This window comes from Oleiharenicola sp. Vm1 (assembly GCF_047777955.1).
Classification (GTDB): domain Bacteria; phylum Verrucomicrobiota; class Verrucomicrobiia; order Opitutales; family Opitutaceae; genus Didemnitutus.
The window spans coordinates 473,206-485,345 of sequence record NZ_CP180537.1 but is presented as its reverse complement, the minus strand read 5'-3'; the positions used below and the strand labels follow the sequence as shown (position 1 = coordinate 485,345).

The 12,140-nt window shown below is 69.7% G+C and carries 10 protein-coding genes and 2 pseudogenes; 7 read left to right on the top strand and 5 right to left on the bottom strand.

The annotated features are described in order from the left end of the window. Positions 1-6: 6 nt before the first annotated feature. The 6 genes and pseudogenes from ACMYLB_RS03110 (at position 7) to ACMYLB_RS03085 (ending at position 6,232) form a co-directional block, all read left to right on the top strand. The gene (locus ACMYLB_RS03110; protein WP_415909518.1) at positions 7-1,074 is read left to right on the top strand and encodes a DUF4097 family beta strand repeat-containing protein; all 1,068 of its coding nucleotides are present in this window, start codon (positions 7-9) and stop codon (positions 1,072-1,074) included. A 162-nt stretch (positions 1,075-1,236) separates the two neighbouring features. Continuing rightward, positions 1,237-2,640, top strand: a pseudogene (locus ACMYLB_RS03105) (PAS domain S-box protein); the annotation flags it as partial. A 463-nt stretch (positions 2,641-3,103) separates the two neighbouring features. After that, positions 3,104-3,355: pseudogene (locus ACMYLB_RS03100) on the top strand (sensor histidine kinase); the annotation flags it as partial. Between the two features lie 82 nt (positions 3,356-3,437). Continuing rightward, positions 3,438-3,881, top strand: a complete 444-nt coding sequence (locus tag ACMYLB_RS03095; protein WP_415909517.1) for a response regulator — start codon at positions 3,438-3,440, stop codon at positions 3,879-3,881. Between the two features lie 10 nt (positions 3,882-3,891). Further along, positions 3,892-5,796 carry a response regulator gene (locus ACMYLB_RS03090; protein ID WP_415909516.1) on the top strand — a complete coding sequence of 635 codons (1,905 nt, stop codon included), beginning with the start codon at positions 3,892-3,894 and terminating at the stop codon, positions 5,794-5,796. 67 nt (positions 5,797-5,863) lie between these two features. Further along, entirely contained in the window at positions 5,864-6,232 is a 369-nt protein-coding gene (locus ACMYLB_RS03085) for a response regulator (RefSeq protein WP_415909515.1), read from the top strand. Between the two features lie 15 nt (positions 6,233-6,247). On the opposite strand, the gene ACMYLB_RS03080 is transcribed toward ACMYLB_RS03085, so the two are convergent. From ACMYLB_RS03080 to ACMYLB_RS03060, 5 genes are read right to left on the bottom strand one after another with little or no spacing between them, the layout of a single operon-like run. Beyond that, positions 6,248-6,463, bottom strand: a complete 216-nt coding sequence (locus ACMYLB_RS03080) for a response regulator transcription factor (RefSeq protein WP_415909514.1) — start codon at positions 6,461-6,463, stop codon at positions 6,248-6,250. Positions 6,464-6,465: 2 nt separating this feature from the next. Then, the gene (locus ACMYLB_RS03075; RefSeq protein WP_415909513.1) at positions 6,466-6,717 is read right to left on the bottom strand and encodes a response regulator transcription factor; all 252 of its coding nucleotides are present in this window, start codon (positions 6,715-6,717) and stop codon (positions 6,466-6,468) included. Positions 6,718-6,724: 7 nt separating this feature from the next. Next, positions 6,725-7,363 (bottom strand): TlpA family protein disulfide reductase, encoded by a 639-nt coding sequence (locus tag ACMYLB_RS03070; protein ID WP_415909512.1) that lies wholly within the window; start codon positions 7,361-7,363, stop codon positions 6,725-6,727. Next, on the bottom strand, positions 7,270-7,962 hold the full coding sequence (locus ACMYLB_RS03065) for a hypothetical protein (RefSeq protein WP_415909511.1): 693 nt from the start codon (positions 7,960-7,962) through the stop codon (positions 7,270-7,272). The genes ACMYLB_RS03070 and ACMYLB_RS03065 overlap by 94 nt, the downstream gene beginning before the upstream one ends. A gap of 11 nt (positions 7,963-7,973) precedes the next feature. Beyond that, positions 7,974-10,781 (bottom strand): TonB-dependent receptor plug domain-containing protein, encoded by a 2,808-nt coding sequence (locus ACMYLB_RS03060; RefSeq protein ID WP_415909510.1) that lies wholly within the window; start codon positions 10,779-10,781, stop codon positions 7,974-7,976. A 144-nt stretch (positions 10,782-10,925) separates the two neighbouring features. On the opposite strand from ACMYLB_RS03060, the gene ACMYLB_RS03055 reads away from it, so the two are divergent. Beyond that, positions 10,926-12,110, top strand: coding sequence for a helix-turn-helix transcriptional regulator (locus tag ACMYLB_RS03055; protein ID WP_415909509.1), 1,185 nt, complete (start codon positions 10,926-10,928; stop codon positions 12,108-12,110). Positions 12,111-12,140: the final 30 nt, after the last annotated feature.

Below are 12,140 nucleotides of genomic sequence, written 5' to 3'. Positions count from 1 at the left end.
CACGAAATGAAAACCCACCTCCGCTCCCTCCTCCGCCTCGGCGCCGCCTGCGTCGCACTGGCCGGCTCGGCCGCCGCACTGCACGCCGCCGACGAGGCCGAACAAAACACGGTGCGCTCCAAGTTCAGCGACCCGTCCAAGCCCGGCACCCTCAAGGTCTCCCTGCCGTGGGCCGAAGTCCACGTCACCGGCACCGACGGCAACGAGATCGTCGTCACCTCCACCCTCGAGCAGACGGGCAAGAAGGAAGTCGACAAGGACGGCTTCCGCCGCCTCGACGAGGACGTCTCCTTCGAGATCACCGAGAAGAACAACGTCGCGACCATCGTCATGTCCGGCGACAACATCTGGGCCGCCCACGGCGCCGAGTTCCACGTCCAGGTGCCGCGCAACACCAACCTCGTCCTCCGCACCGAGGCCGGCGGCGACGTCGCGGTCGAGAACATCGACGGCGACATCGACATCAACTCGATGAACGGCGAGGTCGCCCTCACCGACATCGGCTCCTCCGCCGTCATCAACACCATGAACGGCGAGGTCACCGCCACCTTCAAGAAGGCGCCGGTCAAGCCCGTCTCCATCACCTCGATGAACGGCGAGATCGACCTCCGCCTGCCCACCGACACGAAGGCCAACCTCCGCATGCGCACCCATAACGGCACCATCCGCACCAACTTCCCCGACGGCGTCCTTCAGGCGAAGACCGAGAAGGTCAGCGGCAAGGGCTTCTCCTACGGCTACGGCATGACGCGCGATCAGGCCCGCGAACTCGCCCGCCAAGCCGAGCGCATGGCCCGCGACGCCGCCCGCCAGGCCCGCACCCACGCCGCCATGATTCGCGGCGAAAAGGACGAGGACGACGACAAGACCCCCGAGCCTCCCGAGCCCGCCGCCTCCCCGAAGCTCCGGCTGCGGCCGCCGCTCCCGCCGCCGTCGCGGTCAAGGCCGCCGCCGGCACTCCTGCTCCGGCCGCGCACGTCGCGCCCACCCCGCCGCTCCCCGGCTGGGGTGGCGGCAAGTCGATCGTCGGCACGCTCAACGGCGGCGGCGTCGACATCCAGCTCTCGACGATGAACGGCACCATCACTCTGCGCCAAACGAAGTGAGCCGTTAGCCCTTAGTAAGTTTTCCCATCCGCAAGCCGGGGATTTTCCGTCCCCGGTTTTTTCTTTGGTTTTGGGCTGGTTCGGCGGACGCATCGGCGCATCTTGCAAACCGCGCGCAACACACGGGCCGATGCGCGCCGGATTCTCCTTCCTCGCCCCGGGAAGCACAGCGAGCATGCCATTGTCCCTCGAACGCAAGATCGCGGCCGCCTTCGTCATCGCCACCCTGGTGCTGCTCGCCATGGGCGCGGGCGCATGGATCAGTCTGGCGCGGCTGGAAGGGGCCTTCGACCTCGTCAGCCACACGCACGTGGTGATCAGCCACCTCGAGCAACTCCAGACCGACGCCCTCGAAATCCAAAGCAGCTCGCGCGGCTACGGTCTCAGCGGCGACCCCCGGTTCCTCGAACCCTTCGCCACCGGCGTGGTCCGCCTGCAGGGAAACCTCGCCGTCATGCGCCACCTCACGCATGACAACCCCATCCAGCAGGCCCGGCTCGAACGCCTCGCCGCCCTGATCGAGCGCGAAATCGAGCTGAAGACCCGCCGCAACGAGGCCCGCCGCACCCAAGGCCTCAGCGCCGCGCTCGACCCGGCCATCCTGCGCGAGGGCAAGGACCTCACCGACTCCATCCGCGCCCTCATCGGCGAAATGGAGCACGACGAAAGCCGCCTGCTCGCCCAGCGCGCGGCCGCGGCCGAGACCCGCGCCGCCATCACCCGCAGCACCCTGCTGCTCGCCAGCGTGACCACCCTCCTGCTCGCCATCGCCGCCGGCCGGCGGGTGCAACTCGACTTCCGCGCCCAGCGGCAGACCGCCGAGACGCTCCGGCGGTCCCGCGAGCTCTTCGAGACGTTCTTCGAGCAGGCCACGGACGCCTTCGTCGTGGTCGACCTGCGCGGCGCCATCCAGCGGGTCAACCGCCGCGCCGAGGACCTGTTCGGCTGCCCGCGCGACCAGCTGATCGGCCAGCCGGTGGAGACGCTCATGCCCGAGCGTTTCCAGGAGCGTCACCACGGGCACTTTCAAAGCTACCAGGCCGCGCCGAAATTCCGCGCCATGGGCGCCGGCCTCGAGCTTTTCGCCCGGCGCCGCGACGGCACCGAGTTCCCCGTCGACATCATGCTCAGCCCCCTCGAGACGGAGGACGGCCGCGTCGTGCTCGCCGCGATCCGCGACATCAGCGCGCGCAAGGCCGCCGCCGCCGAGCTCCAGCGCTCCGCCGAGCGCATCCGCGACCTCTACAACCGAGCCCCCTGCGGCTACCACTCGCTCGACCCCGACGGCCTCGTCATCGACATGAACGACACCGAGCTCGACTGGCTCGGCTACACCCGCGACGAGGTCGTCGGCCGCAAGCGCTTCGACGAGCTCCTCGCCCCGGACGACGTCGCGAAGTTCGCCGTGTATTTCCCGCGCTTCAAGGCCGAGGGCTCGGCCCAGAGCAACGAGCTGCAGCTCCGGCGCAAGGACGGCTCCACCTTCCACGTCTCCATCAGCGCCACGGCGCTCTACGACGCCCAGGGCAACTACGTCTCCAGTCGCAGCACACTCCACGACGTCACCGCCCGGCGCGAGGCCGAGCAGCGCCTCGCCGCGCTCCATCGCGAGCTCCAGCGCCACAGCACCGCGCTCGAACAGGCCAACCGGGACCTCGAATCGTTCTCCTACACCGTCTCGCACGACCTGCGCGCGCCGCTGCGCCACCTCGCCGGCTTCTCCGCCCTCCTCGCGCAGAAGGAGGGCGAGCGCCTCGACGCCGACAGCCGCCGCTACCTGGCCACCATCGAAAGCGCGGCCAAAAAATGGGCGAGCTCATCGACGCGCTCCTCGATTTCTCCCGCCTCGGCCGCGCCCCCTCCAGCGCGTCCGCGTCGACACCGCCGCGCTCGTCGCCGGCCTGACCGCCGAGGGCCAGCTCGAGGCCGCGCCCGGCACCGAGTGGCGGATCGAGCCGCTGCCCGCCGTCCGCGGCGATCCGGCGCTGCTGCGGCAGGTGTGGGCCAACCTCCTCGGCAACGCCGCCAAATACGCCGCGCGCGCCACGCCGCCGCGCATCCACGTCCGCACCCTTCCCCCGACGCAGCCGGGCGAGGTCGTCTTCGCCGTCACCGACAACGGCGTCGGCTTCGATCCCCGCTACGCCGAAAAACTCTTCCAGGTCTTCAGCCGCCTGCACTCCGACCGCGACTTCCACGGCACCGGCATCGGCCTGGCGCTGGTGCATCGCATCGTCACGCGCCACGGCGGCCGCGTCTGGGCCGAGGGCCGCCCCGGCGAGGGCGCGACGTTTTCTTTTCCCTGCCCGACGAACCCGCCCCACCGCCCGCATGAAGACCCTGCGCCCCATCCTCATCGCCGACGACAACCCCGCCGACGTCGAACTCATGACCGCCGCGCTCCGCGCCATGAAACTCGCCAACGAAATCGTCGTCGCCCGCGACGGCGACGAGGCGCTCGACTACCTGCGCACCCACGCCAAGCCGGACAGCCGCGTGCAGCCGCCGCCCGGCGTGCTGCTGCTCGACCTCAAGATGCCGCGCGTCGACGGCTTCGCCGTCCTGCGCGCGCTGCGCGCCGATCCGGTCTGGCGCCACCTGCCGGTCGTCGTGCTGTCGTCCTCCGGCCAGGAGCGCGACATCGCCGCCTGCTACGAGTCCGGGACGAACGCCTATGTCGTCAAACCGGTCGACTTCCAGGAATTCATCCAGGCCGTCGGCCAGCTCGGCCGGTTCTGGGCCGCGATCAACCAACCCGTGGAATGCACCTCGTGAGCATCACCCCATGAAGATCCTGCACCTCGAAGACGACCCGAACGACCAGGAACTCGTCTCCGTGCTGCTGCAGGCCGAGTGCCCGGAATGCGAGATCGTCACCGCCGGCAATCGCACCGAGTTTCTCGCCCGCCTGGAGGCCGGCGGCATCGACGTCGTCCTCTCCGATTACACCATGCCCGGCTTCGAGGGGCTCGACGCGCTCGCGCTCACCCGGACCCACGCCCCGGACATCCCGTTTGTCTTTTTCTCCGGCAGCATCGGGGAGGACCAGGCGATCGCCGCCGTGCGCGCCGGCGCGGTGGACTACGTCATCAAGGACCGCTACCGGCGCCTGCCCACCGCGCTCCGCCGCGTCGTGCTCGACGCCCGGGAGCGCCGCCGCCTCCGGGAGGTGGAGCGCTCGCTCCGGACCGCCCAGGCGCGCTACCAGCGTTTCATCGAGCAGGCGCGCGACGCCATCTTCTCGCTCTCGGCCGACGGCATCATCACGACCCTCAACCCCGCCTTCGAGACCATCACCGGCTGGCCCCGCAACGATTGGATCGGCCAGCACTTCATCCGGCTCATCGATCCGAACGACCACGAGCGCGCCCGCAAGCGCTTCGCCGAAATCCTCGCCGGCGACGACCCCGGCGTGTTCCTCCTCCGCCTCCGCACGGTCCACGGCGCAGCCGACGTCGAGTTCACGGTCAGCCGCGGCCAAGCTCCCGACGGCACGTTCGAACTCGTCGGCATCGGCCGCGACATCACGGAAACCCGCCAGCTCCAGGAGCAGTTCCTCCGCGCCCAGCGCATGGAGAACCTCGGTCTGCTCGCCGCCGGCATCGCCCACGATTTCAACAATATCCTCACCCCGATGCTCATGGTCACGCAGCTGCTGCGCGACCAGTCCACGCCCGAGGGCCGCCGGCTGCTCGACACGCTCGAGCAGAGCGCCGCCCGCGGCGCCGCGCTGGTGAAGCAGATCCTGTCGTTCGTCCAGGGGGGCGGCGACGAGCTGCGCGTCGTCCAGCTCAAGCACGTGGCCCGCGACATCGTCACGATGATCGAGGAGACTTTCCCGCGGCACATCCGTTTCGACCACAGCGTGCCGAGCGACCTCTGGCCGGTGCGGGCCAACGTCACGCAGATCCACCAGGTCCTGCTCAACCTCTGCGTGAACGCGCGCGACGCCATGCCGCGGGGCGGCAGCCTCACCCTGCGTCTCGAGAACCGCCGCCTCGACCCCGCCGCGGCCGAGCGCACCCCGGGCGCGCGCCCCGGCGCGTTCCTGCTGCTCGAGATCGCCGACACCGGCACCGGCATCGCCCCCGAGGTGCTCCCGCACATCTGGGAGCCGTTCTTCACCACCAAGGAGGCCGGCCGCGGCACCGGTCTCGGCCTCTCCACCGTCCGCGGCATCGTCGCCCGCCACGAGGGCTTCTGTGCCGTGGCCTCCACCCCGGGGCAGGGCACAACCTTCTCGCTCTACCTGCCCGCCGAGCCGGCCGCCGACACGGACGTGCGCGCCGCCACGGCGGAGACGCTCCCGCCCGCCTCCGGCGAACGCGTGCTCGTCGTCGACGACGAGCCGCAGGTCCGTTCCCTCGTGCAGACCGTCCTCCACCGCCACGGCTACCGCGTGGTCACGGCCGCCAACGGCGCCGAGGCGCGCCGCTGGCTCGACGATCCCGTCTTCACCCGCGACCTGCGCGTCATCATCACGGACATGATGATGCCCCTCCTCGGCGGCCGCGAGATCGTCGCCCTGGTGCGCGCCCGCCTGCCGCACGTGCGGGTGCTCGTGATGAGCGGCCTCACCAGCGGGGCCGAGGGAGGCGAGGAGCTCGGAGACGCCTTCCTGCTGAAACCGTTCCGCCACGACCTCCTGCTGCAGGAGGTGCACCGGCTGCTGCACGGCGCCGCGCCGTGACTACGTCCTTCGGCCGCCTTCGTCGCTCTTGCCAATCTACACACGGACGGATTCAGTCGCCCCTGGCATGGCTGACATTCTCATCATCGACGACGACGACATGTTCCGCGACGTGCTCGCCGCCGCCTTGGAGCAGTCGGGCCACCAGGTCCGCCAGGCCACCAACGGCATCGAGGGCCTGCAGATGTTCCGCGCCCAGCCGGCCGAACTGGTCATCACCGACATCGTGATGCCCGAGAAGGAAGGTCTGGACACGATCCGCGACCTGCGCCGCGACTTCCCCCAGGCGCGCATCATCGCCATGTCCGGCGGCCTCGCGCACGATCCGAAGCTCTACCTGCACATGGCGGAAAAATTCGGCGCCGCCGCCGTGCTGGCGAAGCCGTTCCACCTCGGCGACCTCCAGCGCGTCGTCACCGAGACGCTGAAGCTCTGACGCCAGCCGCGCGGCTCAGGCCCGGAATTGGGCGATCAGCTGCAGGCGGCGCTTCACGCCCAGCTTGCGATACACGGCCGCGAGCTGGTTCTTCACCGTGAGCTCGGATTTCCGCAGCGCGCGCGCGATCTCCTTGTTCGTGAGGCCGCGCACCACCTGCGCCACCACCGCCGCCTCCGCCGGCGTGAGTTTCACCACCCCGCCGCCGCTCTCGTGTTCCGCGTGTCGCATGGTCAACGCAGGGCCGCGATCAGCCGCGCACGCGTCGGCTGGCCGAGTTTGTGCAGGATGGAGGCGACCTGGTTCTTCACCGTCGCCTCCGCCTTCGCGAGCATGGTGGCGATCTCCTTGTTGCTGTAGCCCGCGCCGAGCAGCTCCAGCACGCGGCACTCGGCGTCGGTCAGCAACGCCCGCGGCTCAGCGGGAAAGAGCCGGTGCCGGTTCGTCGCCGGCTCGGGCAAGAGGCAGAATCGTTCCGCGACCATCGGGGTTTCAGATTCCCAGCAGGCGTTTGACCTCGGCCTCGAGCTTCTCGCCCCGCGCCTCGGTGGCCGCGACCTTGCCGTCCTTGTCGAGGAGGAACGTCGCCGGGATGGCCTGGATGCCGAACTTCACCGCGTAGTCGTTCTTCCACCACTTGCCGTCGAAATACTGCGGCCAGGGCATCGCGTTCTTGGCGGCGAAATCGAGCATCTTCTTCTTCGCCGCCTCGCGCTTCGCGGCGACCTGCTCGGGCGTGTCGCTCGGGCGCGTGTTCGGGTTCTCCAGCGTGATGCCGACGACTTCGAAGCCCTTGTCGTGATACGCGGCGTAGACCTTCTTCACGTTCGGCAGCTCGGCGACGCACGGCCCGCACCAGGTGGCCCAGAAGTCCACCAGCACGACCTTGCCCTTCAACTGCGCGAGGTCCACCTCGCGGCCGTCGGCGGCGGTGAACTTGATCGTGCCGATCTCGGCGGCGGCCACCTTCTGCGCGGCGGCGCGCTTCTCCTCCTCGGCCGCCCGTGCGGCCGCGGCCTGCGCGAACGCGGCGGCGATCACCGGATTCGATTTGAGCGCGGCCTCGAACGCCTCCGCCTCGGCGGCGGACTGCGACCGCAGCCGGCCGGCATACTGTTCGGCGATGGGCACGGCGCGCTCGTCGGGAAACTGCGCGAGCACGCGGTCGACCAGGGGCGCAGCGCGGTGACGTCGAACTTCTCGCCCTTCAGCCGGGCCACCGTGCCGGCGTCGATCAGCAGCGCGTAGAAGGCGCCGTTGCGCTGGCGCGCGTTGGCGTCGGCGGCCACGACGACGAGCTCGAGGAGGCGCACCTGCTCGCTGCGGTAGCGCAGCGTTGCGTCGCGGTCGGTGACCACGTTGCCGCCGTTCGGCTTGTCGGCGAACTCCGGCTTGAAATCCACGATGAACGACGGACCGGTGAAGCTGGCCTGCACCCAGCCTTCGTAACGGCGCGGATCGTGCGGATATTTTTCACCGAACGCGCGGGCCGCGGCGGCGAATTCCTGGAATTGCCGATCCTGCCACCGGAAGAACTCCTGCGACGGGTGCTCGACGCCGGCGGGCGGCGCGGCGCGATAGATCGCCCACACCGCCTCGTAATCGCGGTCCGCAGGGGACGGCGCGGCGGGGGCCGGGGCGGCGGCCGCGGCGGCCTGCGCCCGCGCCAACGGCGCGAGCGAGGCACAACCGAGAACAAGCAGGACGAAGGGAACGAGGCGGCGCAGCATGGGAATGGGACTCAGAATTTCTTGGCGAAGGTGAGGATGTAGCGGCGCAGGCGCGGATCGCCGGCGTAGCGCGGCAGGCCGTTGATGATGTCCGCGTCCTGGTTGAGCGCGTTGATGATGGTCACGGTCACCTTGCTGCCGCTGAGCGTGCGCTCCCACCAGGTCGCGGCATTGGGGGCGAAGCGGGCGTCGTGGGCGAAGTTGTAGGAAACCTGCGGATTCCAGGTCGTGTAGGCCGGGTAAGGCACGCCACTGAGGCCGTTGACGTAGTAGGCCGCCTGGCGGTTCATCGAGACGCCGGCCTCCCACGCGCCCCGACCCCAGAAGGCGGAGCCGGTGAAGCGGCTCGGCTGGTGGCCAAACGCGGAGGACGGGGTCGCGGCGGGGGTGGCCTGCTCCCAGATCACGTTCGGGTCGGAGAAGGCCACGTTAACGAGCAGGCGGCCGAAATCGAAGTTGCGGTCGTAGCTCGCGCGGTAGTCCCAGCCCTTGGTCCACACGCCGGCGAGGTTGATGTTGCTCGCATCCCAGCCGATGCCGCCCTCGGCCGCGGTGACGATCGTGCCGCCGGTGTAGCCGAGCGCGCGGTCGGCGTCGGTGAGCGGGTTGCGGAAGACGCGCTCCGGGAAATAGCGCAGGAGGTTCTGGAGGCTGGTGGAGCCGGAGCGCTCGGAGTAGCGCAGCTGGTAGTAGTCGACCGAGAACGAGAGCCCCTTGAACCACGCGCCGGGCACGTCGACGACGATGCCGGCGTTCTTGGAGACGGATTCCTCGGGCTTCAGCGCGGGATTGCCGCCGCTGCGGTAGTTGTAGCTCGTGCGCGGGAGCAGGCTGTTGCCGCGCGCGGGGTCGACGGTGGTGCTGGTCGAGCCGACCGTGGTGGTGAACTGACTGACCGGCGCGAGCAGGTCGTAGAGGCGCACGGGCTTGAAGCCCTCGGAGCGGGACGCGCGCAGCGTCAGCCACTTCAGCGGCCGGTAGAACGCGCGGTAGGTCGGGGAGACGGCGTCGCCGATGTCGGAGTAGTCCGTGGCGCGCACGGCGGCGCCGATCTCGAGGCGCTCGACGAGGGGCAGGCCCTGCTTCTCGGAAAGCAGCGGGAGGCTCGCCTCGGCGAAGGCCGCGGTCGCGGTGCGGCTGAAGGGCTTCGTCAGCACGTAGGTCGGCGTGGAGGCGTTCTGCTCGCGCCAGAACTTCACCTTGTCGTTCTGGAGTTCGGCGCCGACGGCGACGCGCCACTCGCCGGCCCAGCCTTTCCAGACCGGTCCGTCCGCCATCACGGTGTATTGGTAGGTGTCGGAGGTGTCCTGGTGGTCGTTGAAGGGCATCAGCGCCTCGAGCACGCCGGCGGCGTTCGGGTTCTTCACCGTCGCGCTGTCGTAGGCGAGGATCGGCTTGCTCGTGCTGTTCATCGCGGCGCTGAGCAGGCCGAAGTTGAACGACGAGCCGGTCAGGACGTCGTCGGCCACGATGTTGCGGGCGAAGGACGCGCTGGTGTCGTAGCGCCAGTCCGCGAGGAAATTGCCGCGCAGGCCGAGCACGAGGCCCTGGTTTTCCTGCGTCGAGATGGTGCGCGGAAGCGGCAGGTCGTAGAAGACCTTCTCGAGGTAGACGGCCTGGTTGAACGGGTTGCCCGGGTAGCCGACCGGCAGCTGGGTCACGAGCGTGACCGGCGTGCCGATGGAATCGAAGCGGTCCTTGCTCGCGCGGCCCTCGAAGTAAAGCGTGGCCCACGGCGCGAGTTCGTAGTCGGCCTTCACCACCGTGCTGAGGCGCGTGGTGTCGTTGGTGAGGTAGGCGTAGGGTGCGCCGTCGAACGGCGCCGGGACGGTCGTCGTGTAGGCGCCGTTGGCCGCGGTGGTGCCGTTCGAACCGGCGGGCAGGCCGACGACGTGAGTGGTCAGGCCGGTGATGAGCGGGCTCGTGCTCTGATAGGGGAAGTAGGCCGCCGAGAGCGCGCCGGCGCCGCTCGGGACGTTGTAGAGGAAGCTGGTGCCGGTGCTGCCGAACGTGCGGTCGTCGTAGGTGCGCGTCCACCAGCGGTCGGAGGCCTTCATCGCGTTGTGGCTCTCGGCCGAGAGCGTGACGAAGGTGCTGAGCTTGCCGGTGCGCGCGCCGGCGGTGAGGCTGACGCTCGTCTGCGCGGCGTCCTTGCTGAAGGTGTTGTCGTAGCTCACGCGCAGCTCGGCGCCGCGGTAGTTTTTCTTGAGGATGACGTTGATGACGCCCGCGATGGCCTCGGAGCCGTAGATGGCGCCGGCGCCCTGCGGCAGCACGTCGATGCGCTCGATGGCGGAGACGGGGATGCCGTCGACGTTGAAATCCTCGCGGCCGCCGGCGCCGCCGGGCGCCTCCTGGCCGGTGTGCGGGATGCGGCGCCCGTCGACGAGGACGAGGGTGGAGTTGCCGCCGATGCCGCGGAGATTGAAGGACGTGCCGACGGTCTGCGCCCGCGACGTGCCGCTGTTCTGCATGTTGTCGTTGAAGCCGATCGAGCCGCCGAGCTGCGGAATCGCCCAGCGGATGTCGGCGAGGCGCGTGACGCCGCGATGCTCGAGCTCGATCTGCGGCACGGAGAAGACCGGGATCGCGCCCTGTTCCTGGCCGAGCGTGCGGATGCGCGAGCCGGTGACCTCGAATTGCTCGAGTTGCACCGGGTCGTCCTTCTTGTCCGCATCCTTCGGCGCGACGACGGGGACTTTTTTGGCGGGGTTGTCGGAGGCGTTGTCGGCGGCCTTCGGCGCGGCTTGCGCGAGGGCGAAAGCGGGCAGCGCCAGCCAGAGCGCGGCGCGGGTCAGACGAGAGGCGAGTCGGTTCATAGGTGTGGTGTGCGAGGGGTGTCGGCACCTTTCAGCGGGCGGCGTGCCGGCACAAACTAACTTAGGTTAATAAACCCCGACCGCTTGTCATAGCGCCGGATTGGGACTCGCGGCGCTGGCCCGCCTCGTGCTCGTCTTCCGCCGTTGAGCCACGCCTCTCCCACCCAGAATCTCGGCCTGCTGCCCGACGGCGTCGGGCAGGGCGCGCTGCTGAACCTGCACCGCGCGCTCGAGTTCGACGAGCTCTGGGGCGCACTGCAGGGGCTGTTCGAGGACCTCGTGCCGCACGACACGCTGGTGATGTCGGTCAACTACCTCGACTGGAAGCAGGAGGCCTCGACCAAGCGCTTTTCCTCCGGGAAATCGCGCCACCCGCACGACGAACACGCCAACCAGCTCGTCGCGGCCGAGGGGCGCGCGTTCTTCCAGCCGTTCCTCGACCTGAACCACGGTCTTCCGGCCTACCAGCATTCCCAGCTCGTCTCCGATCCGCGCAAAATCGACCGCGCGCCCTACTACCGCCGCTACATGTCGCGCTACGATTGGCGCTACTCCGCGCACCTGCTCTTCTGGCACGGTCGCGGCGTGGAGACGTCGTTCGCGCTGCGCCGCCGCGCCGAGCAGGGCGACTTCACCCCGCGCGAGATGGCGATGCTCCACGCCGTGCACCCGCACATCAAGGTCGCCTTCGATCGCATGAAGATCTTCGAGCAGGAGCGCCAGCGCCGCCGCCTGCTCGAGGGCTTCTACCGCGCCAAGCCCGACGCCGTGCTCTTCCTCGACTGGAACCTCGAGCCGATCTACGTCTCGCAGGACGCGCTGGCGCTCTGCGCCGTGTGGAACCTCGGCCACGAACGCGCCCGCAACTACACGCCCCAGGCGGTGTTCGCCATCCCCGAGGAAATCCGCGCCGCCTGCGACGAGCTCCGCCGCGAATGGCAGGCACGCCCTGGCGGCTCCCTGCCAATGGAAGGCCACGCCCCCACCCGCCACGTCCTCTCGCGCCAGCCCGGCCACGAGGCGCTCATCGCGCTGCGCCCGGAAAAGAACGGCACGCTCACGAAGCCGGTCTTCGTCGCCCGCCTGCGAGTCAGCGCGTCGGCCGAGCCGGTGACCGCGCTGCCCGAGGCCGGGTCGGACCGCCGGCTCCGCCAGCTCTCGCCCGGCGAGCGCGAGCTCGTCCAGCTGGTCTGCGCCGGCCTGACCAACAAGGAAATCGCCGCCCAACTCCGGAAGACCGAGGGCAGCGTGAAGGTGCAGCTCAGCGGCGTGTTCCAGAAGCTGCGCGTCAACAGCCGCGCCAAGCTGATCGTCGCGCTGCGCGGCTGAGCGCGCCGGCCCGCCCGCTGCGGAGTTGCG